This is a genomic window from Afipia sp. GW822-FHT04G07 (genome assembly GCF_058800765.1).
On the sequence record NZ_JBXAMP010000001.1, the window covers coordinates 3,790,253 to 3,804,622 of the forward strand.

At 56.8% G+C, this 14,370-nt stretch carries 15 protein-coding genes and 1 pseudogene; 8 read left to right on the forward strand and 8 right to left on the reverse strand.

What is annotated here, in order from left to right; all coding sequences use genetic code 11:
* Positions 1–362 precede the first annotated feature (362 nt).
* Positions 363–689, forward strand: a complete 327-nt coding sequence (locus AC1RKJ_RS18440) for a DUF1330 domain-containing protein (protein WP_492792359.1) — start codon at positions 363–365, stop codon at positions 687–689.
* 128 nt (positions 690–817) lie between these two features.
* Here the strand turns inward: AC1RKJ_RS18440 and AC1RKJ_RS18445 are convergent.
* Positions 818–1,239 (reverse strand): annotated as a pseudogene (locus tag AC1RKJ_RS18445) (GFA family protein).
* A 169-nt stretch (positions 1,240–1,408) separates the two neighbouring features.
* Positions 1,409–2,107: a winged helix-turn-helix transcriptional regulator gene (locus tag AC1RKJ_RS18450; protein WP_492792360.1), complete on the reverse strand. Its 699-nt coding sequence runs from the start codon at positions 2,105–2,107 to the stop codon at positions 1,409–1,411.
* Positions 2,108–2,332: 225 nt separating this feature from the next.
* On the opposite strand from AC1RKJ_RS18450, the gene AC1RKJ_RS18455 reads away from it, so the two are divergent.
* Complete coding sequence (locus AC1RKJ_RS18455) at positions 2,333–2,851, forward strand: SRPBCC family protein (protein WP_492792361.1); 519 nt, start codon at positions 2,333–2,335, stop codon at positions 2,849–2,851.
* Positions 2,852–2,941: 90 nt separating this feature from the next.
* Positions 2,942–4,207, forward strand: coding sequence for a helix-turn-helix transcriptional regulator (locus AC1RKJ_RS18460; RefSeq protein ID WP_492792362.1), 1,266 nt, complete (start codon positions 2,942–2,944; stop codon positions 4,205–4,207).
* 531 nt (positions 4,208–4,738) lie between these two features.
* Here the strand turns inward: AC1RKJ_RS18460 and AC1RKJ_RS18465 are convergent.
* Positions 4,739–5,422, reverse strand: coding sequence for an outer membrane protein (locus AC1RKJ_RS18465; protein WP_492792363.1), 684 nt, complete (start codon positions 5,420–5,422; stop codon positions 4,739–4,741).
* A gap of 123 nt (positions 5,423–5,545) precedes the next feature.
* Complete coding sequence (locus tag AC1RKJ_RS18470) at positions 5,546–5,866, reverse strand: hypothetical protein (RefSeq protein ID WP_492792364.1); 321 nt, start codon at positions 5,864–5,866, stop codon at positions 5,546–5,548.
* A 159-nt stretch (positions 5,867–6,025) separates the two neighbouring features.
* Here AC1RKJ_RS18470 and AC1RKJ_RS18475 point away from each other — a divergent pair, with 159 nt between their 5' ends.
* From AC1RKJ_RS18475 to AC1RKJ_RS18485, 3 genes are all read left to right on the forward strand, one after another.
* A complete protein-coding gene (locus AC1RKJ_RS18475) occupies positions 6,026–6,943 on the forward strand; it encodes a hypothetical protein (RefSeq protein WP_492792366.1) in 918 nt (305 codons plus the stop codon).
* Between the two features lie 240 nt (positions 6,944–7,183).
* Positions 7,184–7,573 (forward strand): hypothetical protein, encoded by a 390-nt coding sequence (locus AC1RKJ_RS18480; protein WP_492792367.1) that lies wholly within the window; start codon positions 7,184–7,186, stop codon positions 7,571–7,573.
* Between the two features lie 359 nt (positions 7,574–7,932).
* Entirely contained in the window at positions 7,933–8,760 is an 828-nt protein-coding gene (locus AC1RKJ_RS18485; RefSeq protein WP_492792368.1) for an outer membrane protein, read from the forward strand.
* 121 nt (positions 8,761–8,881) lie between these two features.
* Here AC1RKJ_RS18485 and AC1RKJ_RS18490 read toward each other — a convergent pair whose 3' ends face one another.
* On the reverse strand, positions 8,882–9,580 hold the full coding sequence (locus AC1RKJ_RS18490) for a winged helix-turn-helix transcriptional regulator (protein WP_492792369.1): 699 nt from the start codon (positions 9,578–9,580) through the stop codon (positions 8,882–8,884).
* A 945-nt stretch (positions 9,581–10,525) separates the two neighbouring features.
* Here AC1RKJ_RS18490 and AC1RKJ_RS18495 point away from each other — a divergent pair.
* The gene (locus AC1RKJ_RS18495) at positions 10,526–11,521 is read left to right on the forward strand and encodes a helix-turn-helix transcriptional regulator (protein ID WP_492792370.1); all 996 of its coding nucleotides are present in this window, start codon (positions 10,526–10,528) and stop codon (positions 11,519–11,521) included.
* A gap of 198 nt (positions 11,522–11,719) precedes the next feature.
* Entirely contained in the window at positions 11,720–12,226 is a 507-nt protein-coding gene (locus tag AC1RKJ_RS18500; RefSeq protein ID WP_492792371.1) for a DUF3455 domain-containing protein, read from the forward strand.
* A gap of 302 nt (positions 12,227–12,528) precedes the next feature.
* Here the strand turns inward: AC1RKJ_RS18500 and AC1RKJ_RS18505 are convergent, their stop codons facing one another.
* The 3 genes from AC1RKJ_RS18505 to AC1RKJ_RS18515 all read right to left on the reverse strand — a co-directional run bounded on the left by AC1RKJ_RS18505 (position 12,529) and on the right by AC1RKJ_RS18515 (position 14,360).
* Positions 12,529–13,278 (reverse strand): anti-sigma factor family protein, encoded by a 750-nt coding sequence (locus AC1RKJ_RS18505; protein ID WP_492792372.1) that lies wholly within the window; start codon positions 13,276–13,278, stop codon positions 12,529–12,531.
* Positions 13,275–13,826, reverse strand: a complete 552-nt coding sequence (locus AC1RKJ_RS18510; RefSeq protein ID WP_492792373.1) for a sigma-70 family RNA polymerase sigma factor — start codon at positions 13,824–13,826, stop codon at positions 13,275–13,277. Before AC1RKJ_RS18510 ends, AC1RKJ_RS18505 begins: the two co-directional genes overlap by 4 nt.
* Positions 13,827–13,958: 132 nt before the next feature.
* Positions 13,959–14,360, reverse strand: coding sequence for a cupredoxin domain-containing protein (locus AC1RKJ_RS18515; protein WP_492792374.1), 402 nt, complete (start codon positions 14,358–14,360; stop codon positions 13,959–13,961).
* Positions 14,361–14,370: the final 10 nt, after the last annotated feature.

The window sequence follows — 14,370 nt, forward strand, 5'->3', positions numbered from 1 at the left end:
GACGTCGCTTCCCACTGTTATGGGCCGCGTCGCACGGTCCCGCGATAAGAAAACCTCCGATCTACAAACGAGCCGGATGAAAAAGTAAGCGAGTGCCTCGGCGAAACGGCCGGGCCATACCGACCGCGCGGCAGCACATGTTTTATGGATATTTTATCGTCGTTCGGACCGCTCCGTGGCGGCCGGTCAAATATCATCGCAGTATCGTCGAACTGCGATCTCCAGCAATGAGGGTGAATTTCGATCTGGTACAGAAATCATATTGCAGCAGTTCACTTTGTGAACTGGAGTTTGCACTAATAACCATTCTATCTCCGTCGCGCGCTCGGATGTTCCGTGCGTGAGATGACATGGAGAAAACGATGACAGCTTTTTTGATCGCGGACATTAAGGTGACGGACGGTGCGTGGGTGCCTGCGTATGCGGCTGTGGTTCACGACTTCGTTCACAAGCATGGTGGCAAGTATCTCGCCCGGAGCGGCAATGTAACGACCCTTGAAGGAAGGCCGCTCGATACGTCGCTGATCGCGATTATGCAGTTTCCCTCCGCCGCAGCAGCGAAGGCATTCGTAAACGACCCGGCTTACGCTGCGCACGTAACCGCGCGACAGGCCGGTAGCGAAAGCCGATTCCAGCTCATCGACAATAGCGATCTGGCTGGCACCATTCCCTACTTGCCGAAGGCATAGTCACTCGCAATTACGTCGTGCTGGGGACGCCAAATGTCCCCAGCCGACGCGAGAGGCCAGAATCTCCGGCGATGAATCGGACCTTCGCAACCCGATCAATGATCCCGTCAACGTGCCGCAGCACACACTTATTCAACGACCACCTCGCCAGACCCTCCCAATTCTGCCGGAAAGTCTTTGAGCTTTGGCAGTCCGTCTTTCATGGGCAGCACCGTTTCGGCGTAATTGACGTGAACGCCGGGGGCAAACGGAAGGGTTGGAAGCGACGCGGCGAATACGTCAACGAGTCCCAATGGTGGATGATTGGTCATGAGGTGCCCGCCGCACTTCTTGCAATACTGACGCTCGCTGAGCGGAGTCTTCTGAAATGTCGCGACATGCTCGGCTCCTGATTTCACCGCACTGCATCCGGCTTCCACAAGCTGAAGGCGTTAACAGGCCCGCCTGACCACGAACGACAGGAACTGCAATGACAGTATCCCATAGCCTCCGGCGAACCGGTGACCTCAAGTTTAACAGCGCCGCAAAAGCAGCCTCCAACGTGACTCATGTGTCTTCTTTTCGAAGTTGATCAAGTCGCGTCGAATATCAGAGTCTTTGGATTCAATTCCAGTTCAGGAACTGAACCTCTCCGTCGTCGCCAACCGGATGCATGATACAGATCGTTGTCGACGGTCGGCTTTACCGGCCACTAGCTGCGTTCGAAGACCTCCTAGCGTTCAACTCGCCAGCTTCCGTTCCTTTGCAAATGGACTGAGACCGAGCCAGGTTTGCATGGCCGAGGCGAGCTGCCGGTCTCCGGTCAGTATCATACGCGCGCTCCCAACAGCGGAGCGCACCGTATCAAGCCCCATCCAGATGGCTGTCATGGTTCGCAGACCGACAGACACATAAAGATCGACATCGAATTCCGGGTTGACCGAACAAAGATCGACGCCTTCGTCGGGATCGACGATCAGCCACCAGGAGCATTGGGTCGCGGACAGTTCCGGGTATACGAATTGCACCACGCTGCGATGTTTTGGCATCGGCTTGGTATTCAGATTTCTCCGCATATCCCACATCAAAAGTTGAACATCGAGATGCTGAAGCGACACATCGGCTTCGATCCGGCGCTGACCCCAGACACCAAATGCTTCGATGATAGGTCCAAGTTCTTTTCCGGATGAGGTCAAATGGTACTCGAAGATGCCGGGATCCGTCGCTGACGCTGTGCGGGAAATGATGCCGGCTACCTCAAGATCCTTGAGACGTTGCGAGAGCAGGGCCGGGGACATCCGTGGAACACCGCGCCGCAATTCATTGAAACGCGTTGAACCCGCGATCAGTTCGCGGAGTAGAACGACAGTCCAGCGCGTGCATAGGATCTCTGCGGCCATCGCGACCGGACAAAATTGTCTGTAACTGCCTATGGTCATGTTCTCTCCAAATGGTCAGGGGCGTTTTTAGCCGGCGGTGCTGCTTACTGGTTCATTTCCTGTATCGGTCTCGATTCAGTTCCTGAACTGGCGCTGCGCGTGGGAGGCGGACAATGTTGGCCGACATGGCGAGCATGAGGCTCGCTGTAAGAGTGCCCGTGGTGGACGGTCGCCGCTGATGCGGGCCAAGCCACGCCTCCGCAACTCCAACAGTCAGGACTATCAATGAAGAATTTTATGGTTGAGAGATACATCACAGCGTTCTCGCCCTCCGCGGCTTTTTGCGCGCTGGTCCTCTTGAGTGTTCATGCATCGCCGGCCTCCGCCGCAAATCTGTCGCGCAGCGTCGATGTGAAAGCAGCGCCCTCGGCAGTGTGGTCATTGATTGGCCCGTTCTGCTCGATCAAAAACTGGCTGCCGCCCGTGGGGGTCTGCATTGAGGACGGCAAGGCGCCGCCGACCCGGACGCTCGTGACCAAGGACGGCAACGCGGCGTTTGTGGAAACGCAAACCGCACGAAATGATGCGGAGCATAGCTATTCTTACGCGTTCATCTCGAGCCCGTTGCCAGTTACGAACTACACATCGACGATCAAGGTTACGGCCAAGGGAGACGGCTCTTCCACCATTAGCTGGAGCGGCTCCTACACACCGGATCAGGGCAAGGAAAAGGCCGCCAGCGAGGCGTTGAACGGCGTCTACGAGGCCGGTCTGGCCGAGATCAAAGCCAAACTCGCGAAGTAAGCGGGTCGGTTTCTTTCGCTTCGATATTCCCATCCATCTCTGCCGGTCGGGCTTGACCTCCAAGGTCGGTCCCGGCCGGCGAGATATCCCATGCAGCCGCTTTCGATCGCGCAAGTGTTGTGGACTCGTTCTGGTAGGAGAAGTACGTTGGTAAAAAGCGTTCAAAAGGTCGACGAACATCGGGCGGTCGGCCGGGTCGACCAGCTCCAAGTGGTCAATCAGCGCATGTCCGAGTATCAGAAAGCGTCCCGTCTGATCGGAGACATCTACGATGCTTCGCTTGATCCTGCGATGTGGACCGTCGTTCTCGAAGAAATAGCGGAATTTGTCGGTGGCCAGGCGGCAGGGCTTGCCTTGAAAGATTCTGCAAGTGCCTTTGTTGAGGCTCACTATCAGTTTGGCCTCGACCCCGAGTATATGCAGAGTTATTCGGAAACGTATTCGAAGTTCGATCCTCTGGCAGCAGTGGCGATGTTCGGCGTCGGACAAGTTGTAAGCCTTCCGGACCTCGTGCCTTACGAAGAACATTTGCAAGGACGCTTCTATCGGGAGTGGGCCGAGCCTCAGGGTTGGATCGACGTTGCCAGCGCTGTGCTCGAGAAATCTGCGACAAGCTGTGCGTTTCTCAGCGTTGTCCGGAGCAAGACGGGTGGCATGGTGGACGACGAGATGCGCCGGCGCATGTCGCTTGTCATTCCTCATGTGCGCCGTGCTGCGCTGATCGGCAAGGTTATCGATCTGAAGCGAGCAGAAGCGGCGACATTTACTGAAACATTCAATGGCCTCAGCGCTGGCATGTTTCTCGTCGACGGAAGAGGGCACATCGTTCACGCCAATATTGCTGGACGTGCCCTTCTGGACGACGGCGGCGTGCTGCGTTCGACGAAAGGCCAACTCGTCGCAAGTGATACGCAGGTCAACAAAACCTTGCGCGAGATCTTCGCCATCGCGGGCCAAGGCGACACGGCGCTCGGTATCAAGGGTATCGCGCTGCCGCTGTCTGCGCACAACGGCGAACGTTACGTCGCTCACCTCCTGCCGCTGACCTCGGGCGAACGTCAGCGCGCTGGCGTTGCCTATACGGCAGTCGCTGCGTTGTTCGTTCGCAAGGCGACGCTGGAAATGCCGTCGGCTCCGGAAGTTATTGGACGTACCTACAAGTTGACGCCGACTGAGTTGCGCGTGCTGCTTGCGGTCGTTGAGGTCGGCGGTGTTCCCGAGGTCGCGGTGGCTCTCGGTGTTGCGGAGACTACGATCAAGACCCATGTCAGTCGCGTGTTCGAAAAAACAGGTGCCGGGCGACAGGCCGATCTGGTCAAGCTTGTCGCCGGATTTTCCACGCCGTTGGCCGATTGAGAGGACACGCCGACCCTTTGCCGGCGGGTCCTCGAAATATTCCTGAACTCGCTATTAGGCAGGCCTACACCTGTTTGCACCGCCGTAGTTGAGGCACTGCATCTTGCGGGGTTTCCCAAGGCCGATAGATCGGCCGGGAAGACGATTCACTGTCCGACTGGCACTGTCGTGGATAACCGGCCGTACAATATTGCTGCCTGGATGCTTGATGCCTGCATCGCCGGGACGCCGGACGACGTTCGAGGCCAGCATAATAGCGGACTGAGATACGACGGAATCGAGTTTGGGGGCGGCGGTCGCCGATATAGAACTGATGCTGCCGGATGCTGCTCCAACAGCGATCGCGCATGCAATCAGAAGATTTCTGGTCTTTGTCATGGGTCAGTTACTCTCCGTTTGATGATTTTCTCCCACACCCGTTTTTCAAATAGCTTCAGCTGAAGAGGCGCGCGTCCTTCGATCGAAGGACAACGCTGCATTCGGTTGGAAGGATAGCTCCGCTCGCCCGCGAACCCGGGGCAGCTCGGAGGATTAGAACTTCCAAATCATCGCTCCACGAAGTGTTTGGGTTTTGAAGCCAACATTGTAGATGTCGCCTGGCGTAACCGTAAGATTCCTGTTGCCGTAATCCGTATAGAGGTATTCGAGACGGCCAACCAGATTCAACGTCAATGCATGATCAATGCCGCCGCCAATGGTCCAGCCTGTGAGTAGGTGGGAAACCGCGTTCGATGTATCGCCATCGCGGAATTCAAAGTTTGCGAAGGCAGGGCCGCCCGCGACGTACACCAGCGTAGTCGGGATGATAGCATAACTCATTCGACCGCGAACGGTCCCGGTCCAGTCAACCTTGTAGTGATTGGAGAGCTGCACGACCGGCGCTGGCGGGATGATGACACCTACACCGCGCAAGTTAGTCATTCCGAAATCGGCTTCCAGACCATAAACGAAAGCGCCGGTCTGCCAGTTGACGCCAGCAAGCAGACCGCCGACGGCACCGTTCATCGGCACGGCGTTTTCCGTTAACACGCCATTGTCGAGGACGCGGGCGCGTCCCCAGTCATAGCCGACATGGGCACCGACGTAGAAGCCCGACCAGTTGTAAACAGGATCGATGGTCAGTGCCTTCTTGTAGACGGGCTGCGCAATATCGGTCGCCATAGCAGGCGCTGAAAGCGTTGCAGCTAAAGCCAGTCCATTCCAGATTCGATTCATTGAGATTTCCTGAAACTTACATAACGCGCCGCGAGCGGCGAACGTTCAGATGTGATGCGACCCTCGGAGCGAGGCTCACATCACGAGATCCAATTCGCCCCAGCCGGTTTTCTCTGCCGCATGCTAACCGCGAGGAGGGCCGTGATGGCGGCGCGGGGGCGGTGGCGGGATCATTCCACTGGAACTGCCGCCGATATTTGTGTTGGCTTCGCCGCCAACCCCTTTACCGCCGGCACCGGCATTTGTGCCTAAAGGTTTGCTGGCGCTCGTGCTGATGGGGCGGGATCCGGTGTTGGCACGCGCGAACGCTCCGTCGGCTGCAACAAGCAGGACAAACCCCGCCGCGAGTGTCGCAATGAGTGAAGTCGTCTTCCTGTAGTTCTTCATCACGTTTGCTTCCTGCTTTATCGGCTCGTCACGTGTCTGGTTGACAGGACGGCTCATGAGCTGCGTGGGATCATGTCGGTAAACTTGCCGCTGCCGCGTCATGCGATCGGAGGACGCGGCGGGAAACGCCGTTCGTTATCGTGCCGTGCAGCTCATGCGATTTTGGCAGCTTAACACTCGTCCGCAAACGTCGCGGAAAACTCATTCGGAGATGATATGCTCAAGTTTCCTAAAGCGGTATGTCTGACAGCAGCGCTCTCGCTTATCAATTTCGGTCTTTTGACGGACGTTGCGTCTGCAAAGCCGAAGAGCGTAGGTGCTGCTGGCGCCAAGAGAGCCTGCACGAAATTGGACGGTATGTTCACCGTTGAGAATTCAGGCGCATACAGTTGCGTGCTAACTGACGAGGGCGTATCTCGTAATTGCTCGGCATCGGGCGAATGTACAATGGTGAATAACCGTCGGCCTGAGGGGACGCCATCAGGTGGTCCGAGAGGCGATGGCAAGGGTATGGACGATGGCAAAGGTAAGGCGATCGCCAACGACCCAAACAGAGGTTGGAATGGCCAGTACACCACCGTCGTTGTTACGGATGGGCGAGGCACCAGTTCTTATACCGTCAAACAGGGTGTTCCGATTGAGAATGGACAGAAGATCCTGGCGCCGAATGGAGCCAGCTATAACGTCTGGGATCCTGAGCTGGCCCGGCAACTCAAGGCCGCTGGCGTAAATGCTGCGTACGCCAACCCCGCAACGGCGAAGAATGAATATAACCTAGCGCGCGATAAGGTCGTACGAGAGAAAGCCATAGCAGCGGGAAAGCCTGTTCCTCAACCGACCGGTCATCGCAATCTCGATGCGCTGGGCAACGCTGCACCTGTCGTCCACGATCATCGTAATGACGTTTCTGCGCCGAAGCCCGGCAGTCCGCCGCCGGCTAGCGCGCCCAGAACCGTCAATATGACTCCATCGCCAAGCAACGGAACACAATCGGCGGTCCGCGATCATCGCCAGTCGGCAGGTTCTGCGTCGGCGGGCACGGGAGGCGTTACTGTTAGCCAAACGCCCAGGACAACGAGTGGGTCCAGCTCAGGCTCGTCAGCGAAAGACAACAACGACCGCAAGAAACATTAAGTCAAACAATGGCGGGTCGAAACAGATCGTGGCACGAAAACGCGGGCGCCGGATTTTTCCGACGCCCGCGTTGAAGCTCATCACGATGAGAACAGCGTCCCGCTATTTTTGGGCCGCATCCTCTGATCGCAGGACGCACAATATTCAGCAAACGCTATGGTCCCGCCGAGGCTCGTTTCCGAACGAAGTCAAAAAAATTCCGCAGCCGCACTGGGCCTGCGTACAACACGAGGATAGTCGATGAAGATACCGACATACGTTACGGTCACGATCCGTATTCTTCCGATGATCGCAGCCGCAGTTACTCTGGCGGCGACTGTGGACGGCGCACTTGCCATGGCCGGCGGTAAGCGCGTTGGAAGCGATTATTCCAGCATCCATTCGCTCACTGGCAAGGTTGCGGGCAGGGTCAACAGCAGGCTTGTTGAGAAACCCATCGACAAGCCGTTACCTCCGATTGGCCCCGGGCGCGGCGATGGGCGTATCGGCGGGAAGCCCGGTTCAGATCACAAATATAGAGGGCATGAGGGAAGGCTTCGTGATCACAATCACAGGCACAAGCACAGTCGCTATGAAAGTCCTCCGCTTATCGAACGCGGCGTGGTGCCGCCTATCTTGATGGGCCGATAGCTTCCAGCCGGAACGGCGTCGCGCGCAGCGATGCCGTGCCGGCAACCAAATCAGAAATTTTCGCGCATCGTCGTTTTTATTGCCGGAAGTGAAGTCACAGAGGCAGGAACACGTCGTCCGCCGACATACCTGCTTCTCTCGGATTGCTAACGTCTCACTCGGCCGCATGTAGCAAATCTGCATCAGCCGCCGATAACATGTCGCGATGTCGCCTCGGTCCAATTCATTGTCGCCAATGTCTAGGTCTCAGATCGAGGCCGCACCTAGGTTCGCGCATGTCGAGTCTCGCGCCTGCCGTACTTGAGCGTCGATTGGCAGAGCGAAGTCAGGGCCGCGTCGCAGCAACCAAAGGAAAGAACGTGACCACCTCGGTCACAAACACTCGTCTTGCTGCCGCGCTCGCGACGGCGCTCATTGCTGTCAGTTCTGTTGCGGCGCTTGCAGGCGATGTTCCTGCGCCAACTTATACCAAGGCGCCGATGATTGTCCCGAGCTACAATTGGTCGGGATTCTATGTCGGCGGCGATATCGGCGGGGCGTTCCAGCATAGCAACGGCACCTCGAATTTTTTCCAGAATGGCGACGAGAACAATTTTCAGCGGTTGTCGACGAGCGGCGATTCGGTCATCGGCGGCCTCCACGCCGGATATAACTGGCAGTTCGCCCCAAGCTGGGTGGTCGGCGTCGAGGGCGATTGGCAGTGGACCGCTTCGCGATCCTCGTTTTGCCGCCAAACCTCTGTCGACAGTGAAGCTTGTAGCGATAACGGATTTGGTTTTGCAACCGTCAACGGCGACACGCGATCGATCGCCACCGTGCGCGCGCGCTTTGGCTGGACGGTCGACCGGATCATGGTCTATGGCACCGGCGGCGTCGCTTTCGCCGACGTTCGGACCTCGCTCGGCGTGAGCTGTCTTGATGGTTGCGGCGCCAGTAGCGAGCCGATTGCGACGGTGGCCAATTCATCGACGCTCAAGACAGGCTGGGTCGCCGGCGCCGGCGTCGAATGGATGCTCGGGCAAAACTGGATAGGCCGGGCGGAATACCTGCACGTCGACCTTGGCAGCCTGTCGAACACACTTAACCTGCCTTCAGATAATTGCTTCTTTGGCGGCCCCTGCGGCGTGTCATGGTTGCGCGAACTTCGCTACGACATCGTGCGGGCAGGCGTCAGCTACAAGTACTGACAAGGTCCGAAAATCCTCTTCGGACAAAACTCAAGCCCGGCCCTGCGCCGGGCGGTTTTTTTATTTTGCGCGGATTCCTGCAGCTCACCAGTTTTGGCTGTTGCCCTTCTCTGTATGCGGTTCAACTCGCGAGCTTCCGTTCCTTCGCAAAAGGACTGAGGCCGAGCCAAGCTTGCATGGCTGAGGCGAGTTGTCGGTTTCCGGTCAGTATCAGCCGTCCACTCGCAATGGCGGCGCGCACTGTGTCGAGTCCCATCCAGATCGCTGTCATGGTCCGCAGATCGACGGACACATAGAGATCGACATCGAATCCGGGATCAATTGAACAGAGATCGACGCTGTCATCGGGATCGACGAGCAGCCACCAGGAGCGCTGCGTGGCGGTGAGTTCCGGATAGACGAACTGTATCACGCTACGTCGCGACGGCATCGGCGTTGTATTCAGATTGCGCCGCATGTCCCACATCAGGAGTTGGACGTCGAGATGCTGGAGCGACAAATCAGCTTCGATCTGGCGCTGCCCCCAAATTCCGAACGCCTCCACAATGGGTCCGAGTTCGCGGCCAGACGCCGTCAGATGATATTCGAAGATGCCGGAATCCGAGGCCGACGCTGTGCGGGCGACGATGCCGGCTACTTCAAGGTCTTTCAGGCGCTGCGAGAGCAGAGCCGGCGACATTCGTGGAACGCCTCGACGCAACTCGTTAAAGCGCGTCGAACCAGCAACGAGTTCGCGGAGCAGAACCACGGTCCAGCGCGTGCATAGTATCTCCGCGGCCATCGCGACCGGACAGAATTGCCTGTAGCTGCCTATGGTCATAATTTTCTCCAACGAATTGATATTATGGCGTCGCGCTTCTCATCCTCTATCGGTCTGACGATTCCAGAACCAATGGCGCGAGACGCGGACTTGGTCGGGGTCGCGATCGGCGACAACGCCTTTTGACCGAAACGAAGTCCGTTGAGGGAATGATGCACTGCACTACAATCCGCCGTTCGCGGCTCAAGTTGTCGAGAGGGCGAAAATGCTTGGCTCGACAAAACAGTGAATTCGACGATTCACAAATCTTCTCACTATGCCAAATCTTCAAGACTGAGCGCGCGCACGTAAATCATTCGACCAACCAGACGAAACGCCGCGGGGGGACAGGATGAGCTTCCGGGAAAAAATAGCGTGGGGATGGCTTCGTCGTCTTGGACTCACGCGACAGGGACTAGGCCTGAAACGACATTGTTCGCAGCAGTCCGTTGTTCACCGCACCAGGCGACGGCGAATTGCGATAAACAATGAAAAAGACTTGCAACAACGATGACGTCTTAGATCGTTGATGAGATTCTACGTCTGACGCAGCGGCAGGTCGATGTTTTCACGGATCTGAATGATCTCCGGTCGAGGGTTGAACGCAATCCAACAAAGTGGACTCCGCGTCGTGAAACAAGTTGCAGCAGTATAGCGCTGTGTGGAAGCGAAGCCATGTAGCGGCAGCGAGTGATGGTGAAAGTCCCGCGGGTTAGAAAGAGCGCGCCGCGCCCCAAACCAACTCGTTGCCAACGCCTCGGTCATGCGGCTGATCGAAACATCCGCCCGGGGTCAAAAGCCCGTTCGACCGATTCCGGGCTCGATCTATGGAGAACCCGCAGCTTATCCTCCGATCGTAGGACGCGGTGCGCAGGCGTTCGGCCTAGATTTGATCCGCAAACGATCCGGATTCCATATGACCGAACCGATGGGTGCGACGATGAATCCCATGACGACGATTCGTGCTTGCCGAAAGCCAGTCTTATGAGCGGTCCATCCAGTTTGAGGACTGTGTGCTTTTCGACGAACGAACTGCCGGAGAAAGACCGGGTCGCCATGTGGCGCGAGCATTACGGACGAACTGTTTTTCGCGTGGAAATTGAGCCTGCCAGGGACAGGCCATTTGCCGCCTGTATAACCTCCCGTATCTTGCCGGGACTGCATCTGTTGCGGGGCGCGATGTCAGGCGGCCGGGTCACGCGAACGCAAGCCTCTATTTCGGATGATGATCTTGGTCTTTTCGTCAATCGAGGGGAGCCATTTTCCGTGCGTGCGCGTGGTCGGGAGGTCATGCTCCACAAAGGAGATGCTGTGCTGCTGAGCGGTGATGACGTCACGACATTTGAGCGCTCCTCTTACGGCAACTATGCCTCGCATCGGGTTCCGCATTCGGTTCTCTCCCTTGTTGTTGACGTCGACGACGCCGTCATGCGATTGATCCCACAACGGTCGGCGGCCCTCCAGCTGCTGACAAACTATACAGACACGTTGATGGACGAGAACGTGTTGAGGTTGCGTGGCCTTCAGCATCTTGCCATCGGGCATGTGCATGATCTTCTCGCACTCACCCTTGGTGCGACGCGCGACACCGCGGAGACTGCCAAAAGGCGCGGCGCGCGGGCGGCACGACTGCAAGTCGCCAAAGCCTACATCGCTGCGAACATCAGCCGACGAGACTTGTCGATCGGGAAAGTGGCGACATATCTCGGAGTAACCCCCCGTTTACTTCAGAGACTCTTTGAACTCGACGGCAATACATTCTCCGCTTACGTGCTTGGGCAGCGCATCACACGAGCGCATCGAATTCTGTGTAAACCGCATGCGGACGAGCGTCACGTGAGCGCAATTGCTTACGATGTAGGTTTCGGAGACCTTTCGTACTTCAACCGCTGCTTTCGAAGACACTATGGCGTCACACCCAGTGACATTAGACATGCTGGGGCCAGGAACGCATTGGTCTAAGGCGTTGTGCCGCGGATTTGTAATGGCTGTGGATTCGTCTCCCGAGGTGGCGGCGGTTAGCATCCTCACGGATGGATGCTTCGTATAATTCCGCCTCTTGCATCCCCCGATCGAAGGGCGCGCGTGTGTCTATGCAGGATTAGGGTTCCGGCGAAGTTCACTCTCATCCTGATCAGAACGCCGCGAGGTTAATACCCAATGTACGCTCACTGGAAAACACAACTATTCGCCTTATCACTCAGCGTTGGTTTGCTGGCAGCCGCTCAGCTATCCGCCCAAGTGCCATCGGCAATTGCAACAAACAATCTGCCAATTGCTGCCATCTTCCATGCGGAGGGCGCTCAAGTCTATGAATGCATGCGCACCTCCGACGGAAAGCTCGCGTGGCAGGCCCGCGAGCCAACCGCCACACTTATTCTTGACGGTAGCACCATTGGACGCCACTACGCCGGGCCACGTTGGGAGCATGTCGATGGCAGCATAGTGCGCGCCAAATCGGTCAGCAGCTCCCCCGGCGCGACGGAAGATGACATCCCATGGCTAAGGCTCGATGTCGTGGACCAACGCGGCAGCGGAATTTTGTCCGGCGTGACCAACGTGCAGCGTATCAATACGCAAGGCGGAGTTGTGCGTGGAGTTTGCGACGAGGCCGGTCGCTTCCGCGGCGTACCGTACTCCGCAGATTATGTGTTCCTGCGCGGCTAGCTCTGCGTTCATCCTGGTCGAGGTCGGCAGACTTGTTGATCATCCGACGTTGTCGAAACCGTAGCCACTGTTGAGGCGGATCCGAATATCCGTCGAAGAATTCCCGTTTTTTGGAGACTCGCGCCGGAGACGGGAAAATAAACCCACTGCGCGGTGGTGGTGGCATTGCGGGCGGAGGTCTTTGATGGACACATCTTGGGCTGACGGGCCGTCGTAGGCTGAGCGAAGTGGGGTTTAATCCGCTGTGTAGCGAGTGAGTTGGAGGGATTATCTGCAACGATCGGTTCTGGGGACACCAGCATTCATTGATGCGACATCCCTGACCTAAATGCGGATTCGAACGCCATGAGGTCTTCGGCCGGCAAATCTGAGACAGCGACATAAGTGAAGTCGCGATCGACCCAACTACGGACGTTGTATCCAGCCATCATTTCGAAAGGCAACGACTGGTTCTGGCGAAGCGTGGTTACGCTTACGACGTGCGCTGCATGCCGATAGACGATGGTTGCAACCGGTTCGCGGCCGATTACGTCAACTCTTCCGCCTGCGAGCACAAAGCCTTGCGCCGCAAGATCTATAACCTGCGGCGATTCCGGGATGCGCGTCGTGAACCACGGTTTGATAGTGTGTTTGTCCGACGATGCGACATCGAACGGCTGCGGCGCCAATAGTCCGCGAATGTGACTCGCGACCACCTGTTGGGTGATTTCCTGACGCTGACTTAGGCGATGAATGGACAGCATGACTGACCCGGCCAGCGCCGCGCCGACTAGCGCTGACGCCGCCATCGCCTGCCACGACCAGCCATGATGCTGAACTCGTTCAGCGTCCAGCGATGATGTAACTCGTTTCAGTAAATCCTCAGGCAGCGTATTCTGAGGCAACGAGTGTAAAGCTTGGCGTAAAGACATGATTTGATTGTAACGCGCACGTAAGAAGGGATCGGCTGCCATGCGCTGCTCGAATTCTGCGGCCGCAGTCGGATCAAGGGCGGAGTCACAATAGGCCTGCAAAAGGTCCTCTTCGTTGTTTTGCCTTGAGGCGATCATCATGGGCGGTCCCTCAAGCGTTCGATCAAAAATTGACGAGCGCGCGATAGCCGGGACATAACAGTGCCGATGGGAATATTCGTTATTTCGGCAATATCGCGATAATTTAATTGATGCATTTCTCTTAGAACGATGATTTCCCGAAGCGGGGTTGGCAGTAGATTCAGCGCGTTGCGGAGATCAGCGATGTCCGCTTTAAGAATGATGTCTTCTTCCGGCGTAGATTTTCGCTCGGTGTATGCGTTTTGAAATTCAACTTCCTGCTGTTCAGCAGTATCAAGCTCGGCGAAAACGACTGTCTTTGGTCTGTTCTTTAAAAGCCAGCTATAGGCAGTATTGCGCACGATCGTCAGCGACCATGCTCGCGCATTGATGGCACCAAAGCCTTTTATTCCGCGAAACGCGCGGAGCGCCGCATCTTGGACGACGTCCTCTGCGTCAGATGCGTTACCGGTCAGCCATTGCGCCAAGCGATAGGCCTCTGCGAGGTATGGCAGAAACACCTCATTGAATAGAGTGCGGTCATCCTTCGTAGTCAAATTTGAACCCATCGCATGCGCTTGCACCCGCTCCGATCGAGCATCCGGTACCGGAGCGGAGCCTTTTAGTATGGTGCTGGAAGTACGATACGACTGCAATTCAAACGCCGACCCGTCGTTAAAGATTTTGTGATTTGCGCTTTTTCAACTTGAGGGCTTCACGATCACCTTTCCAACCATATGGGGGTGCAACCCGCAAAAATACTGAAACGTCCCGGCTGTCGCGAAATTGAATGAGTAGGAATCATCCGTATCGAGTGCTTTCGATCGAAACTTCTTGTCATTCTCGACCACTGAATGCGGGATGTCGTCGTGATTTACCCACGTGATCGTTGTACCGACAGCAACGGTCAATTCGGGTGGTCCAAATGTGAAATTATCGATGGTGATGGTCGTTGCGGAGGGAGCTTTGGCTTCATCCGCCGACAGCGATCCTAACGCCAGAACGACGCCAACGATTGGCCCCAGCAGCGTCGCAATGGCGATGGCGCGGTTGTCGGCAACCCGCCCTGACAAGGCATGGAAGCAATCTTTGATGACCTTCATCTCGTGCCCT

Excerpts from the sequence above, each read along its gene's own strand:
- AC1RKJ_RS18455 (WP_492792361.1), top strand. The coding sequence starts at position 2,333 with ATGAAGAATTTTATGGTTGAGAGATACATCACAGCGTTCTCGCCCTCC.
- AC1RKJ_RS18470 (WP_492792364.1), bottom strand. The coding sequence starts at position 5,866 with ATGAGCCGTCCTGTCAACCAGACACGTGACGAGCCGATAAAGCAGGAA.
- AC1RKJ_RS18450 (WP_492792360.1), bottom strand. The coding sequence starts at position 2,107 with ATGACCATAGGCAGTTACAGACAATTTTGTCCGGTCGCGATGGCCGCA.
- AC1RKJ_RS18480 (WP_492792367.1), top strand. The coding sequence starts at position 7,184 with ATGAAGATACCGACATACGTTACGGTCACGATCCGTATTCTTCCGATG.
- AC1RKJ_RS18475 (WP_492792366.1), top strand. The coding sequence starts at position 6,026 with ATGCTCAAGTTTCCTAAAGCGGTATGTCTGACAGCAGCGCTCTCGCTT.
- AC1RKJ_RS18440 (WP_492792359.1), top strand. The coding sequence starts at position 363 with ATGACAGCTTTTTTGATCGCGGACATTAAGGTGACGGACGGTGCGTGG.
- AC1RKJ_RS18490 (WP_492792369.1), bottom strand. The coding sequence starts at position 9,580 with ATGACCATAGGCAGCTACAGGCAATTCTGTCCGGTCGCGATGGCCGCG.
- AC1RKJ_RS18505 (WP_492792372.1), bottom strand. The coding sequence starts at position 13,278 with ATGATGATCGCCTCAAGGCAAAACAACGAAGAGGACCTTTTGCAGGCC.
- AC1RKJ_RS18510 (WP_492792373.1), bottom strand. The coding sequence starts at position 13,826 with ATGGGTTCAAATTTGACTACGAAGGATGACCGCACTCTATTCAATGAG.
- AC1RKJ_RS18465 (WP_492792363.1), bottom strand. The coding sequence starts at position 5,422 with ATGAATCGAATCTGGAATGGACTGGCTTTAGCTGCAACGCTTTCAGCG.
- AC1RKJ_RS18500 (WP_492792371.1), top strand. The coding sequence starts at position 11,720 with ATGTACGCTCACTGGAAAACACAACTATTCGCCTTATCACTCAGCGTT.
- AC1RKJ_RS18515 (WP_492792374.1), bottom strand. The coding sequence starts at position 14,360 with ATGAAGGTCATCAAAGATTGCTTCCATGCCTTGTCAGGGCGGGTTGCC.
- AC1RKJ_RS18460 (WP_492792362.1), top strand. The coding sequence starts at position 2,942 with ATGCAGCCGCTTTCGATCGCGCAAGTGTTGTGGACTCGTTCTGGTAGG.